Origin of the sequence: Variovorax sp. JS1663, assembly GCF_002157355.1 — a bacterium.
In the GTDB taxonomy this organism is placed as follows: Bacteria; Pseudomonadota; Gammaproteobacteria; order Burkholderiales; family Burkholderiaceae_C; genus Variovorax.
In genome coordinates this window covers 33405-46437 of sequence record NZ_LYMK01000034.1, presented here as the reverse complement: position 1 = coordinate 46437, position 13033 = coordinate 33405, and the positions used below count along the sequence as shown (strand labels likewise).

The following is a 13033-nucleotide window of genomic DNA, read 5'->3' as shown; positions in this document are numbered from 1 at the left end:
ATTATGGACAAGTCAAAGGGCGCCGACACCTCGGCAACTGCCAACTTTCTCAAGCAACAGTTGCGTTCCGCACTGATAGAGCAGCGTCTTGCGATGCCCGACCGGCTTCAGCGCGCCGACCTGCTGCAGCGTGTGATGCGCATCTGGCTGGTCGGCCGGCCCGACACGGTCATCGGCGCCTACTGGCCCATCAAGGGCGAGTTCGATCCGCTGCCCGCGCTGCACCGCTGGAAGGAAGACGGCGAGCTGCAGGGCGAGCGGCAGCGCCGCCGCATCGGGCTGCCGGTGGTGGACAAGGTGCACAAGACGCTGACCTTCCATGCCTGGTACCCGGGCTGCCCGATGGAAAACGACGCCTACGACATCCCGAAGCCGAAGGACACGGAACTGATCGTGCCCACGCTGCTGTTCGTGCCCTGCCTGGGCTACAGCGCCGGCGGCTACCGGCTGGGCTACGGCGGCGGCTTCTACGACCGCACGCTGGCGGCGCTGGAGCCGCGGCCCTTCACGGTCGGGCTGGGCTTCACCAACGGCTTCCTGGACGATTTCGAGCCCGAGGCGCACGACCTGCCCCTGGACGCCATCCTGAACGACAACGGCGTGGTCTGGCCCGTGGGCTGAGGCTCAGTCCATCTGGTCGATGGTGTCGGGGTCGGGGACTTCGCCGATGGTCTGGCGCGTGACGGCCGCCTGCGACTCCAGCCAGTCGCGGAACGCCTGGATCTCCGGCCGCTGCGTGCTGCGCGGGCCGACGAGCAGCCAGTACGACATCGGCGAATCCAGGCGGTTCTGCGGCAGCACCTCCACCAGGTCGCCGTTGGCCAGGCTCTCGGCGATCAGCGAGCTGCGCGCCAGCACCACCCCCTGGCCGGCGAGCGCTGCCTGCACCATCTGGTAGGCGTAATTGAAATAGAGCCAGCGCTTGGGCTGGGCGCGCTGCAGGTCGTGCACGTCGAACCAGCGCCGCCAGGTCAGCCATTCGAGGTGCGTACGGTGCGCGTCGCCGGCCTCGATGAGGGTGAAGCGGGCGATGTCGGCCGGCGACTTGATCGGCGGATTGCTCTTGATCAACCAGGGGCTGGCCACCGGCGTCAGGTTCTCGCCGAACAGGCGTATCGAGCCGGCTGGCATGTTCTCGCCAGGGCCGTAGCGCAGCGCGATGTCGATGTCCGCCAGGTCCATGTCGAGCGCGGTGTCGGTGGCGTCGATGCGGATGTCGATGTCCGGGTTGTCGCGCTGGAAGGCCTCCAGCCGCGGTATCAGCCACATCGAGGCGAAGGAGGCGAAGGTGGTGAGCGAGACGCTCTTGCGGCCCGCGCTCTGCCGGATCTGGCGCACCGCGCCGTCGATGCGCGGCAGCGCCTGCTGCACCGCCAGCAGCAGCTGCGCGCCCGCGCTGGTGAGCTCGACCGCGCGGGTGTGGCGCAGGAACAGGCTCACGCCCACCTCCTCCTCCAGCGACTGGATCTGCCGGCTGACGGCCGACTGGGTCAGCGCCATCTCCTCGGCCGCGGCGCGGAAGTTCAAGTGGCGGGCCACCGCCTCGAAGGCGCGCAGGTGGCCGGCCGAGATGGGGCGGGAGCGCAGGTGGGTCTGCGAATACTGCATGGGAGGCCCAATCCGGATTGATGCGAAAGCGGAATCAGTAGGCTACCGCGTTTTCATTGGACCGCCAACGGGAGAGGGCGGATCATTCATTCCCGAAGCGCGAAATTGCGCCGATGGAGAAACCCCTCTTTAGGAGCCTCGTATGTCCGCCGCCTGCACCACCTCCACCTTCCCGTTGTCCCCGGAACTGGCCCAGCGCCCCGCCGCCGCGGTTCCGCCGGCCGTGCGCCGCGGTGCGTGGCAGCTGGGTTATGGCGAGGCGACCAGCCTGCGGGCCTCCGGGGCGAGCATGCTGCGCATCCGCCAGGGCCGGGTCTGGGTCACGCGCGACGCCACCGACCAATGGGGCAGCGAAGACCTTGTGCTGGCCCCGGGCGAGACGCTGCGGGTCGAGGCCGGCGAGCGCATCGTGATGGAGCCGTGGGACACCCACGGCGCCACCTACAGCTGGGACGCGGCCTGAAACGACGGCCCGGGACGTCGTTCTAGATGTCCCAGCGGGGGCGAAGCGCGATGAACTGCGCCAGCGCCTCCGCGCCGTCGAGCCGGCGCAGGTCCTCGACGTCCTCGCCTTCCTCGATGTGGGCCAGCCCCAACTCGAAGCGCTCGTAACGGCGCGCCTCGATCACACCCTCGTGCAACACCTTCATCTCGGTGTGCCGCGGATCGGCGTCGAGCCGGTTCAGCAGGCGCAGGACGTTCCGGCGCGGCCCCTCGATATGCTGGCAGAAACGCAGGCCGTCGAACACCAGCAGTCCGGTGATCGCCTCCTGGGCGTTGCGGGCGCGGGCCTGCGCCACGATGTGGCCGACGACGTCGGTGGGCAACCCGGGTGCCAGCATGCTGCAGTAAAGGATCTCGTGTAGCTGTTCTGTCATCGCGGCGTCGAAGGCTGCGCAGTGTAGGAGTGCGCCGCGGTCCGCGAAATGTGAAAAGACATAGCTTGCCGTCCTATAGTCCGGCGGTGAACTTCGAGGACCATCTCAAGACTGCACAGCCGCCGACCGGCACGCACCCCTGCGACCGCTGCATGCTGCGCGGCAACCCGGCCTTCCTGCCCATCACGGCCGAAGACCTGCGCCTGATCGAGTCCTTCCGCACCGGCACGCGCACGGTCGAGGCCGGCCGCGCCGTGATCGAAGAAGACCGCGCGAGCCCGCAGCTCTACACGATCTATTCCGGCTGGGCTTTCCGCTACAAGTCGCTGAGCGACGGCCGCCGCCAGATCCTCGGCTTCCTGCTGCCGGGCGACTTCATCGGCCTGCAGGACGAGTTCGCCGACAGCCACACGCACGGCGTGGAGGCGGTGACCGACGTCACCCTCTGCAGCTTCGCGCGCGACCGCCTGTGGCCGCTGTTCCATGCCCAGCCCAAGCTGGGCTACCACATCACCTGGCTGGCCGCGCGCGAGGAGAAGATGGTGGACGACAACCTGGTCACCGCCGGCCGGCGCAACGCGGCCGAGCGGGTGGCGATGCTGCTGATGCACCTGTACCGGCGCGCCGAGCGCGTGGGCATGGCGCGCGAAGGCTGGGTGGCCTTCCCCTTCAACCAGCAGCACATCGCCGATGCGCTGGGCCTGTCGCTGGTGCACACCAACAAGACGCTGCGGCGGCTGCAGCGGCTCGGGCTGTACCGGCTCGAGGGCGGGTGGCTGCGCATCCTCGAGCCCCATGCGCTGCAGGCGCTGGGCGACTACTTCGAGCGGCCGCTGCAGCCCGCGCCGCTGATCTGAGCCGACCGATGCGCCCCGGGGCGGTCACGGGCATCGCGTATCGTAGAGGCCTGTCCGCCCGCGCGGACACAGCCTCCACCCCGGCGCCGCCGCCGGCCAACCCCTTGACCGTCGCCGCCCACCTGTGAAGCTCCTGCCCCGTCTGCGCCAGATCGCCATGGTCGGCAGCGTCGAAACCTTCGGCGTCGCCATCGGCGGCATCGCCGGCCTGCTGATCGTCAACGTGCTGCCGAAGGATCAGTATGCGGCCTACACCTTCCTGGTCGCCTGCATGACCTTGATCATGGGCATCACCGACCTGGGCCTGGCCCATTGCTGCATGCCGATCGTGGGCCAGCGGGCCAGCGAGCAGCATTGGGTGGTGGGCGTGTGCCACCAGGTCTTCCGCAAGCGTTGGCTGCTGCTGGGGCTGGGGTTGGTGGTGGTGGGGCCGTACTGGTTCTACAGCTCGCAGCAGCACGCCTGGTCGGGCGCGCCCTACCTGGCGGCCTCGCTGCTGATGCTGTCGGTGGTGCTGCTCACGCTGCGGGAGCACTACGCCAACACGGTGCTGCTGATCCTGGGACAGATCGCGACGCTCAACCGCGTGGCCTTCAGCGCGCACAGCGTGCGCATCGTCTTCGTGGGCGCGGTGCTGCTGCTGCCGATCACGCCCTGGTCGATGGTCGGCATCGTCCTGGCCACGGCGGCGGCGAGCTTCGTCAGCGTGCTGCTCTACCGCAAGGCCTTCCGCCGGCACGAGGTCGTCGACGCGCACCTCGACGCCGAGGGCACGCGCAAGGTCGACGGCGAGATCCTGCGCATCGCCAGGCCGCTGGTCCTGCCGGGCATCTTCTACCAGGTGCAGGGGGTGATCACCGTCTTCCTGGTGTCGCTGTTCGGCACCGCCAGCATGCTGGCCGAGGTCGGCGCCTTCGGCCGGCTGGCGATGGTGCTGATGGTGGTGGACCGCGTGACCAACGTGCTGCTGTTCCCGGCCATCGCCCGCGCACCCATGGGCCCACGCCTGGGCACGATCGTCGCCCAGGCGCATGTCGCCTATTTCGCGATGGGTGGTGCGGTGCTGCTGACCTCCTTCTTCCTGCCCCAGTACTGGATCCTGCTGCTGGGCAAGCAGTACGAGAGCATGACGCCACTGGTGTGGATGGTTTTTCTCTCCTCCATCCTGATGAACGCCTCGGGCTTCGCCTTCCGCACCCTGTCGGTCCGCGGCGCGACGGCAGGGCAGACCTACAGCATCGCGGTGACGCTGATCACGCAGGTGCTCTTCCTGTGGCTGGTGGGCATCAGCGATCTGCGCTCGGTGCTGTGGTTCGGCATCGCGACCAGCCTGGCGAACTTCGGCTACCAGTACGCGCTGCTGGCCCTGCGCTGGGTGGGCTGGCGCCGGGAGCCGGCGCCGGAGGACGCTCAGGCGCGCTTGTAGACGCGGCCGATCGCGGCAGCGATCTTCAGGGCCAGCTCGTTCTTGCGCAGCTCGCCGTCCGAGTACACCCGGATCGGTGCGTTGGCGTATTTCCAGTACCACTTGCTTGCCGCCGACGGCGGCCGCCCGCGCAGGGCGTGGCCGATGAAGCCGCCGTGCCAGGGCTTGACCGAGCCGATCGCGTGCGAGAGGTAGTAGCCGCCGGGCGCGAAGTCCATCGCTTCCGGGCCGGCCGTGTTCAGCGGCGCCTCGCACACGGTCAGCGCGAAGTTCAGCGCATCCTGGTCGGTCGAGTGGAACAGGGCCGCCGAGCCGCCGGCCTTGAGCTGCTTGGCGCCCTCGTTGTACTCGACCACCAGGTCGCACAGCCGCCGCCACAGGTCCAGGAACTCCAGGTGGGCGCGCGAGACCGCGATGAAGCCGGCGTTGTAGTAGCGGTCCAGCCCGCGCCGCGGCGCCGCACCGTGCGGCGCGAAGAAGCGGGCCCACAGCAGGCGCTTGGGGTGGCGCGCCGGGAAGCACCAGTTGACGTCCTCGGCCAGCGAGATGCCGTCCTCGCTGAACCAGCCGCACAGGGCCGGCCAGTCGCACTTCACCACGATGTCGGGGTCGATGTAGGCCACGATGTCGGCCTGTGGCGAGTGCGTCTCCAGCATCTCGCGGATGAAGGTGGGCTTGTAGTAGGTGAAGTGCAGCGGCGTGTCGAGCTCCTGCATGCGCAGCACGAGCCCCGATCCCACGGGCAGCCGGCCGCTGGCGCGGTCATAGGCGGGCGAGTCCACGATCCAGCCCGGCAGGGCGCCGCGGTAGCCCACCCAGAGCTCGCCTTCATAACCGGAGGCGATCAGCGAATTCGCCAGCGCCGCCACGCCGTAGTGGTAGTTCTTCTCGAAGAGCGTGCAGAGGGTGATGTTCATGGATGCTTGGGGTCGTCGTTGCGCCAGAGTGTAAACAAATGTTCTACATGAGCGTGTGACGGATGCCTCAAAGCGCGGCGGCCAGTTCGCCCAGGTCGCGTTCGTAGGCCTGCAGCCGGCGCACCGCCTGTTCGCGCTGGCGGGGGCTGGTGCCGTTGTGCAGCGCCGCCAGGTTGCGGCAGCCTTCCTGCTGCAGCGCCTGCTGTTGCTCGCGCCAGGGACCGGGCGGTGGCTCCGCGATGCGCAGCACGTAGGCATGGATGGCGGCGCGCGCGTCGGCCTGCGGTGTCTGGCGGGACTGGAAGCGGCGCAGCAGCGCCAGCGCTTCCTGCTGGCGCGCCCGGCGCTCGCGGTCCAGGGCCTTCGGGTCGAACACCGATTGCGCCACCTGCTGCTTCAACAGCTCGCGCTGGGCTGCATCGAGCGGCCCGTAGAAGTCCTCGTTGCGCTCGAGGAAGCGGTCGTAGCGCTTCTCCTGCCAGCGCGCCGGCTCGCGCTCCAGCCATTCCTTGCGGTACTCGGCGTTGTTCTTCGCGTACTTGCGCTCCAGTTGCTGCAACTGGGCCGGGCCCAGGCTCAGCGCGAGCTCGGCGCCTGGGCCTTCCGCCTGCACCGCCACGGCGAGCAGGCGCTCGCGGATCCGGTCGGCGAGGTCGCAGGCCTGCTGCGGCGTGATGTCCCCCGGTGCCAGGGCCTGGGCCTCGCGCAGCAGCCCGGCGATCTTCGGCAGCTCGTTCCGGCGGTGCCAGGCCAGCAGCTCGGCCAGCTCGTCGCGCACGCGCGGCGTCTGGGCGCCGTCGAAATCCAGGTAGCCGTCCAGCCACCAGTAGCTCAACTCCGGCAGATTGTTGTAGGCCAGCTTGACCGCGCTGCAGGCGGCCAGCACGGCGGCCGCGAGCAGCACGCCGATAATTCGCGCCAGCCAGAAGCAACGCAATCGAGAAAGCATGAACAAGACTCCACAGGACCACCGGGAACCGGTCGATGTCGTCATCATGGCGGCCGGCAAGGGCACGCGCATGAAGAGCAGCCTGCCCAAAGTGTTGCATCGTTTGGGCGGCCGCGCGCTGGTGGCGCACGTCGTGGACACCGCGGCGCGCGTCGGCGCCCGCCGGGTGGTGGTGGTCACCGGCCATGGCGCGACCGACGTCGAGGCGGTGCTCGGCGAGGGCGTGTCCGGCGTGGTGCCGCAGTTCGCGCGCCAGGTGCCGCAGCTGGGCACCGGCCATGCGATGCAGCAGGCGGCACCTCTCGTGCCCGACGACGGCACCGTGGTCGTGCTCTCGGGCGACGTGCCCCTGATCGGCGAGGCCACCCTGCGCGAGCTGATCGCCCAGAGTGCCGGGCGCCGGCTCGCGCTGCTCACCATCCAGGTCGAGAACCCGACCGGCTACGGCCGCATCGTGCGCGCGGCGGCCGCCGATCCGGATGCCGAGGGCGAGGTGCAGGCCATCGTCGAGGAAAAGGACGCGAACGATGCGCAGCGCGCCATCCGCGAGATCTACACCGGCGTGATGGCGGTGCCGACGCAACTGCTCAGGCCCTGGCTCGCCCGGCTGGACAACCGGAACGCGCAGGGGGAGTACTACCTGACCGACGTGGTCGGCTTCGCCACCATCGACGGCGTGCCAGTGGTGGCCCACCGCGTCGAAGACCCGCTGGAGGTGGCCGGCATCAACACGCCGGCCCAGCTGGCGGAACTGGAGCGCGCCTACCAGCGGCGCCAAGCCGACGCGCTGCTGGCCCAGGGCGTGCGGCTGGCCGACCCGGCGCGTATCGACGTGCGCGGCACCCTGGCCTGCGAATCGGATGTGGAGATCGACGTCAACTGCGTCTTCGAGGGTGCCGTCTCGCTGGGGGCTGGCGTGCGCGTGGGGGCCAACTGCGTGATCGCCAATGCCCGCATCGAGACCGGCGCGGTCATCCATCCCTTTACCCACATCGACGGCGAGAAGGCCGGCGCGACGGTGGGCGTGGGCGCGCGGGTCGGGCCCTTCGCCCGGCTGCGGCCCGGTGCACGGCTGGGGCCGGAAGTCCACATCGGCAACTTCGTCGAGATCAAGAATTCCACGCTGGCCGCCGGCGCCAAGGCCAATCACCTGGCCTACCTGGGCGATGCCACCGTCGGCGAGCGCGTCAACTACGGCGCCGGCAGCATCACCGCCAACTACGACGGCGCCAACAAGCACCGCACGGTGATCGGGGACGACGTGCAGGTCGGCAGCAACTGCGTGCTGGTGGCGCCGATCACCATCGGCGCGGGCGGCACCGTCGGCGGGGGTTCCACCGTGACCAAGAGCACCGAGCCGGGGGCACTGACCGTCTCGCGCGGCCGGCAGGTCAGCTATCCCGACTGGAAGCGACCGCAGAAGGCTCCGAAGGAGTGACCGGCGGCAGCGGCACGCGGGTGTCGAACTTCGCCCGCTTGACGCTGAAGAAGGCCTTCACGTTGCGCACGTTGGCATCGGTGGTGAACAGGCGCTGCGCCAACGCCTGGTAGCCGGGCATGTCGCGCACGGTCGCGACCAGCACGAAGTCGGGGCCGGGCGAGACGCGGTAGCACTGCTGCACCGCCTCGTCCGCCACCACCCGCGCCTCGAAGGCGTCGAGCGCCGCCGCGTCCTGCCGGTCCAGCGAAATCTCGATCACCGCGGTGAGCAGCGCGCCGACGCGCTGCGGGTCGAGGAGCGCGACTTCGCGCGCGATCCAGCCCCCTTCGTGCAGCCGCCGGACGCGCCGCAGGCAGGTGGCGGGGGAGAGGCCAAAGCGCTCGGCCAACGCCTGGTTGCTTTGGGAGGCGTCGTGCTGGAGGGCATCCAGGAGCTGAAGATCGATCGCGTCCATGATGGTTGATTTCTGAAATTGAGATCTTCAGAAATTTTATTGCGTCATGCGAGATTGATGAAATCAGAATTCTGATTTCATCTGATTTTGATCACCGATTTCATACACTCCTTCCTACCATCGGCAGAATTCAATCCACAGGAGCCTCTTTCATGTGTGGCATCGTCGGCGCCGTCTCCGGCCGCAACATCGTCCCCATCCTCGTCCAGGGCCTGCAGCGTCTCGAATACCGCGGCTACGACTCCTGTGGCGTGGCCGTGCATGCCGGCGGCCTGCAGCGCGCCCGCACCACCGCCCGCGTGGCCGACCTGCTGACGCAGGTGGCCGAGGACCACATCGAGGGCAGAACCGGCATCGCCCACACCCGCTGGGCCACGCATGGCGCGCCTGCCGTGCACAACGCGCACCCCCACTTCAGCCATGGCCCCGGCGCGGACGCCGGTACCGCCCGGCCGGGCCGCATCGCCCTCGTGCACAACGGCATCATCGAGAACCACGAGGCGCTGCGCGCCAGGCTGCAGGCCAAGGGCTACGTCTTCGAGAGCCAGACGGACACCGAGGTCATCGCCCACCTGATCGACAGCCACTACGACGGCGACCTGTTCGAGGCCCTGAAGGCCAGCGTGCTGCAGCTGCAGGGCGCCTACGCGATCGCCGCCATCTGCCGCGACGAGCCGCACCGCGTGGTGGGCGCGCGCGCCGGCTCGCCGCTGATCCTGGGCGTCGGCAAGGAGGGCGGCGAGAACTTCCTGGCGAGCGATGCCATGGCCCTGGCGGGCGTGACCGACCAGATCGTCTACCTGGAGGAGGGCGACGTGGTCGACATCCAGCCCGGCCGCTACTGGATCGCCGACCGTGCCCACAAGCCAGTCGATCGCCCGGTGCGCACCGTGCTCGCCCACAGCGGCGCGGCCGAGCTGGGCCCGTACCGCCACTTCATGCAGAAGGAGATCTTCGAGCAGCCGCGTGCCATCGGCGATACGCTGGAAGGCATCGAGGGCATCGTGCCCGAGCTCTTCGACGGCGTCGCGCAGGACGGCGCGCCCGGCGCCGCGGCCTGGCGCGTGTTCAAGGAGATCGACAAGATCCTCATACTGGCCTGCGGTACCAGCTACTACAGCGGTTGCACCGCCAAGTACTGGCTGGAGGGCATCGCCAAGATCCCGACCCAGGTCGAGATCGCCAGCGAATACCGCTACCGCGACTCCGTGCCCGACCCGAAGACCCTGGTCGTCACCATCACCCAGTCGGGCGAGACGGCCGACACGCTGGCGGCGCTGCGGCATGCGCGCTCCCTGGGGATGGAGCAGACCCTGACCGTCTGCAACGTCGCCACCAGCGCGATGGTGCGCGAATGCAAGCTGGCCTACATCACGCGCGCCGGCGTCGAGATCGGCGTCGCCTCGACCAAGGCCTTCACCACGCAGTTGGCGGGCCTGTTCCTGCTCACGCTGGCGCTGGCCCAGGCCAAGGGCCGCCTGAACGAGGCGGAGGAGGGGCGCTACCTGAAGGAGATGCGCCACCTGCCCGTCGCGCTGCAGTCCGTGCTCGCGCTGGAGCCGCAGATCATCAGCTGGGCCGAGGACTTCGCACGCAAGGAGAACGCGCTCTTCCTCGGCCGCGGCCTGCACTACCCGATCGCGCTAGAAGGCGCGCTCAAGCTCAAGGAAGTGACCTACATCCACGCCGAGGCCTACGCCGCCGGCGAGCTCAAGCACGGGCCGCTGGCGCTGGTGACGAGCGAGATGCCGGTGGTGGCGGTGGCCCCCAACGACGCATTGCTGGAGAAGCTCAAGAGCAACCTGCAGGAAGTGCGCGCGCGCGGCGGCGTGCTCTACGTGTTGGCCGACGGCGACACGCACATCGAGAGCGGCGAGGACCTGCACGTGATCCGCATGCCCGAGCACTATGGGGCGCTGTCGCCGCTGCTGCACGTGGTGCCGCTGCAGCTGCTGGCGTATCACACGGCCTGCGCCCGGGGGACGGACGTGGACAAGCCGCGGAACCTGGCGAAGAGCGTGACGGTCGAGTAGCGGCGACCTGCCCTCTCCCGCGCCTGTCCGGGAAGAATAAAGTTCGTCGATGACGATAAAGATCGTCGGGAGGAGGCCTACATCTCGGCCGCCGGAGCCCTCGGCCGGCCGCAACTGGCACGCGGAGCCATGCGTTCGGCGACCACATCCGCCCAGGTAGAGTTGCCGCACGAATCCTCCTGCTTGACCTCGTCCGGGTGAGACGATCGCGCGAACCTGGTGAAGACGCGAACCGCATCAAGGTTCCTGGTGCACGGACGGCGTCGAACGCCTGCTTCGTAGAAGCGGGAACAGCGGCTCGGGGCCGACTGTAGCCGAAGGCGCGCAGGTCCCAAGGCAGCCGCCGGTGCCTGAAACGCCCGGCGGGGGCGTGCCGCTCCTCGTCTGGCAGCGACGAACTTTCCGGCGTTGTTGACGATCGGTCTCGGGCGCCGTGCGTAGTTTTCGACGAACTTTCGGTCGAAGTACTTGTCGTGAAGGCTCACGACGATCTTTGTTCCAAGCCTTCACGCCGTTGAGGTGGATCGAGTGAAGCGATCGCAAGGTACGTTGGCGCACAGACCGATTGGGGGGATGCGCGCTAGGTTCAGGTCTTCCTGATAGAGCGCCTTGAACGAACGCGGAATCGAGCACGCACCGTCGCGATGACAACAGGGAGCGCCGTGACATGGATCGACGAGACTTCATTCGCCTGACCTCGGGAGGCAGCATCGCACTGGTCGCCGCAACCGGCACCGCCTGCAGCCAGCAGATGCCCGGGGATGCCGTCGCCGCGTGGAAAGGGCCCGGCGCCGAACCTGACGCTCGCCGCTGGATTCTTGGTTATGCGATCCTGGCACCCCATTCGCACAACCTGCAATCGTGGCTGGTGGATTTGCGCACGCCGGGCGAGATCCTGCTGCGCTGCGATCTCACTCGCCTGCTGCCCGAAACCGACCCGTTCTCGCGGCAGATCATGATGAGCCACGGCACGTTCCGGTCGCGCGCATCCGCCTGTCAGCCGACCCCACGGTATCCAGGGACCCACTGTTCGCGCAGATCCTGAATCGTCGCACCAACCGCAGCGCCTATGAACTGGCCCGCCCGGTGCCGCCGCATGCCTGGCAGACGATGATGGAGAGCGTGAAGCCGAATTCCTTGCGGTTCGGATTCGCGGGCCTCGATCAGCCCGATGCGCTCCGGCGCCACCGCGCCATTGCTGCCGAGGCGTGGCACATCGAACTGACCACGCCGCGAACGATCATGGAGTCGTACAGGGTGCTGCGCGTGGGGGCCGCGGAGATCGGACGGCACCGTGATGGCTTGTTCGTGCTCGATCGAATCCCCGTGTTGATGAACCAGGCCGGGCTGTTCGACCGCAGCAGGCCGCCGGCGCCGGATGACTACGTCACCACGAGCCAGATCAAGGATTTCGACGCCAGACTCGATTCAACGCCAGGCTTTCTCTGGATGGTGACCGATGGCAATGACCGATCAACCCAGGTCAACGCTGGCCGAGCCTACGCCCGGGTGCAACTCACTGCCACGGCCGTCGGCATCGCACTGCAGCCGCTGCAGCAGGCTTTGCAGGAGTATCCGGAGCAGGCGAAGCCCCATGCGGAGGTTCGAAGCCTGCTGGATGCGTCGCAATCGAACCTTACGGTGCAGATGTGGGCACGTGCCGGCTTTGCACCGCCCGTCGGTCCCGCGCCGCGCAGGGGCGTGGACGCCCAGTTGGTACAGGCGTGAGCCGATGATGAGGTCGCGCTACGTCCTGGTCGCAGGGGTGGTCTCGGCCGCGGCCGGCGCGGTGGCACTGGGCCGGTGGCGGTGGCGGCGGCAGGGCACCGCCCTTCGCGCGGCGATGCGGACCGCTTGCCTGCCCTCGTCCGTGAAGACCTACGACGCTCGCGAAGTCGAATCGCTTCCGCCGCCCGTGAGGCGCTACTTTGAAGCCGCGTTGCAGGACGGCCAGGCCATGGTCACCAGCGTTCGGTTCTCGCAGAAAGGGCAATTTCGGCAGCACGAGAAGAAGGATGCCTGGCGGCCCTTCAGCGCGACCCAATTCGCGACGATGCACCCTCCTGGCTTCGACTGGGACGCGCGGATCAGGATGGCACCGGGCGCCGATGTCTGGGTTCGAGACGCCTATGCTCTTGGCGCCGGATCCTTGCGCGCCGCAGTGCTCGGACTCGTGACCGTGGCGGACATGCGTGACATCGCGGCATCGGCACGCGGCGAGTTGATGCGCTACCTCGCCGAAGCGGCGTGGTATCCGACCGCACTGCTGCCCAGCCAGGGCGTGCGATGGGAAGGCATCGACGACGCGTCCGCGCGAGCGACTCTCTGCGATGGGGCGACCACGGTCGCGCTGGAGTTCAGATTCGGGACGGACTGCTTGATCGCGGCGGCGTGGGCCGCGTCCCCTCCGTGATCGGCGACCGAGTCGGCGCCGTGGCTGCCGTATCGCCGGCTACGAGCTGCGGGCCGG

Annotated in this window: 14 protein-coding genes; 9 read left to right on the top strand and 5 right to left on the bottom strand. The window is 68.6% G+C overall.

The features are described 5' to 3' along the window. Positions 1-3 precede the first annotated feature (3 nt). Positions 4-621: a 5-formyltetrahydrofolate cyclo-ligase gene (locus A8M77_RS24590; RefSeq protein ID WP_086924137.1), complete on the top strand. Its 618-nt coding sequence runs from the start codon at positions 4-6 to the stop codon at positions 619-621. A gap of 3 nt (positions 622-624) precedes the next feature. Here the strand turns inward: A8M77_RS24590 and A8M77_RS24585 are convergent, their stop codons facing one another. Beyond that, positions 625-1608 (bottom strand): LysR substrate-binding domain-containing protein, encoded by a 984-nt coding sequence (locus A8M77_RS24585; RefSeq protein WP_086924136.1) that lies wholly within the window; start codon positions 1606-1608, stop codon positions 625-627. A gap of 142 nt (positions 1609-1750) precedes the next feature. Here A8M77_RS24585 and A8M77_RS24580 point away from each other — a divergent pair, with 142 nt between their 5' ends. After that, positions 1751-2071 carry a DUF2917 domain-containing protein gene (locus tag A8M77_RS24580; RefSeq protein WP_086924135.1) on the top strand — a complete coding sequence of 107 codons (321 nt, stop codon included), beginning with the start codon at positions 1751-1753 and terminating at the stop codon, positions 2069-2071. Positions 2072-2093: 22 nt separating this feature from the next. Here the strand turns inward: A8M77_RS24580 and A8M77_RS24575 are convergent, their stop codons facing one another. Continuing rightward, positions 2094-2486, bottom strand: coding sequence for a BLUF domain-containing protein (locus A8M77_RS24575; protein ID WP_086924134.1), 393 nt, complete (start codon positions 2484-2486; stop codon positions 2094-2096). Between the two features lie 152 nt (positions 2487-2638). On the opposite strand from A8M77_RS24575, the gene A8M77_RS24570 reads away from it, so the two are divergent. Together A8M77_RS24570 and A8M77_RS24565 are read left to right on the top strand one after the other, a co-directional pair. After that, positions 2639-3343 (top strand): Crp/Fnr family transcriptional regulator, encoded by a 705-nt coding sequence (locus A8M77_RS24570; protein WP_086924166.1) that lies wholly within the window; start codon positions 2639-2641, stop codon positions 3341-3343. 124 nt (positions 3344-3467) lie between these two features. Beyond that, the gene (locus tag A8M77_RS24565) at positions 3468-4769 is read left to right on the top strand and encodes a hypothetical protein (RefSeq protein WP_086924133.1); all 1302 of its coding nucleotides are present in this window, start codon (positions 3468-3470) and stop codon (positions 4767-4769) included. Here A8M77_RS24565 and A8M77_RS24560 read toward each other — a convergent pair. Both A8M77_RS24560 and A8M77_RS24555 read right to left on the bottom strand, forming a co-directional pair. Further along, positions 4754-5686, bottom strand: coding sequence for a hypothetical protein (locus tag A8M77_RS24560; RefSeq protein WP_086924132.1), 933 nt, complete (start codon positions 5684-5686; stop codon positions 4754-4756). The two genes, A8M77_RS24565 and A8M77_RS24560, sit on opposite strands and share 16 nt — an antisense overlap. A gap of 67 nt (positions 5687-5753) precedes the next feature. Next, positions 5754-6635 (bottom strand): DUF6279 family lipoprotein, encoded by an 882-nt coding sequence (locus A8M77_RS24555; protein ID WP_238136957.1) that lies wholly within the window; start codon positions 6633-6635, stop codon positions 5754-5756. Between A8M77_RS24555 and glmU the strand changes: the two genes are divergently transcribed. Beyond that, on the top strand, positions 6634-8073 hold the full coding sequence (glmU, locus tag A8M77_RS24550) for a bifunctional UDP-N-acetylglucosamine diphosphorylase/glucosamine-1-phosphate N-acetyltransferase GlmU (RefSeq protein ID WP_086924130.1): 1440 nt from the start codon (positions 6634-6636) through the stop codon (positions 8071-8073). The two genes, A8M77_RS24555 and glmU, sit on opposite strands and share 2 nt — an antisense overlap. On the opposite strand, the gene A8M77_RS24545 is transcribed toward glmU, so the two are convergent. Continuing rightward, complete coding sequence (locus tag A8M77_RS24545; RefSeq protein WP_086924129.1) at positions 8027-8530, bottom strand: Lrp/AsnC family transcriptional regulator; 504 nt, start codon at positions 8528-8530, stop codon at positions 8027-8029. The genes glmU and A8M77_RS24545 overlap by 47 nt on opposite strands. A 152-nt stretch (positions 8531-8682) precedes the next feature. On the opposite strand from A8M77_RS24545, the gene glmS reads away from it, so the two are divergent. The 4 genes from glmS (at position 8683) to A8M77_RS36620 (ending at position 12976) form a co-directional block, all read left to right on the top strand. Then, complete coding sequence (gene glmS / locus A8M77_RS24540; RefSeq protein WP_086924128.1) at positions 8683-10563, top strand: glutamine--fructose-6-phosphate transaminase (isomerizing); 1881 nt, start codon at positions 8683-8685, stop codon at positions 10561-10563. Between the two features lie 667 nt (positions 10564-11230). Further along, positions 11231-11608: a hypothetical protein gene (locus tag A8M77_RS36980; RefSeq protein ID WP_238136956.1), complete on the top strand. Its 378-nt coding sequence runs from the start codon at positions 11231-11233 to the stop codon at positions 11606-11608. A gap of 77 nt (positions 11609-11685) precedes the next feature. Continuing rightward, complete coding sequence (locus A8M77_RS36975) at positions 11686-12291, top strand: hypothetical protein (protein ID WP_238136955.1); 606 nt, start codon at positions 11686-11688, stop codon at positions 12289-12291. A 142-nt stretch (positions 12292-12433) separates the two neighbouring features. Continuing rightward, a complete protein-coding gene (locus A8M77_RS36620) occupies positions 12434-12976 on the top strand; it encodes a DUF6920 family protein (RefSeq protein WP_202820654.1) in 543 nt (180 codons plus the stop codon). Positions 12977-13033 lie beyond the last annotated feature (57 nt).

What these genes read in the sequence shown, in the direction of transcription:
- A8M77_RS24590 (WP_086924137.1), top strand. Translation starts at nt 4, where the DNA reads ATGGACAAGTCAAAGGGCGCCGACACCTCGGCAACTGCCAACTTTCTC.
- A8M77_RS24585 (WP_086924136.1), bottom strand. Translation starts at nt 1,608, where the DNA reads ATGCAGTATTCGCAGACCCACCTGCGCTCCCGCCCCATCTCGGCCGGC.
- A8M77_RS24580 (WP_086924135.1), top strand. Translation starts at nt 1,751, where the DNA reads ATGTCCGCCGCCTGCACCACCTCCACCTTCCCGTTGTCCCCGGAACTG.
- A8M77_RS24575 (WP_086924134.1), bottom strand. Translation starts at nt 2,486, where the DNA reads ATGACAGAACAGCTACACGAGATCCTTTACTGCAGCATGCTGGCACCC.
- A8M77_RS24570 (WP_086924166.1), top strand. Translation starts at nt 2,639, where the DNA reads ATGCTGCGCGGCAACCCGGCCTTCCTGCCCATCACGGCCGAAGACCTG.
- A8M77_RS24560 (WP_086924132.1), bottom strand. Translation starts at nt 5,686, where the DNA reads ATGAACATCACCCTCTGCACGCTCTTCGAGAAGAACTACCACTACGGC.
- glmU (WP_086924130.1), top strand. Translation starts at nt 6,634, where the DNA reads ATGAACAAGACTCCACAGGACCACCGGGAACCGGTCGATGTCGTCATC.
- A8M77_RS24555 (WP_238136957.1), bottom strand. Translation starts at nt 6,635, where the DNA reads ATGCTTTCTCGATTGCGTTGCTTCTGGCTGGCGCGAATTATCGGCGTG.
- A8M77_RS24545 (WP_086924129.1), bottom strand. Translation starts at nt 8,530, where the DNA reads ATGGACGCGATCGATCTTCAGCTCCTGGATGCCCTCCAGCACGACGCC.
- glmS (WP_086924128.1), top strand. Translation starts at nt 8,683, where the DNA reads ATGTGTGGCATCGTCGGCGCCGTCTCCGGCCGCAACATCGTCCCCATC.
- A8M77_RS36980 (WP_238136956.1), top strand. Translation starts at nt 11,231, where the DNA reads ATGGATCGACGAGACTTCATTCGCCTGACCTCGGGAGGCAGCATCGCA.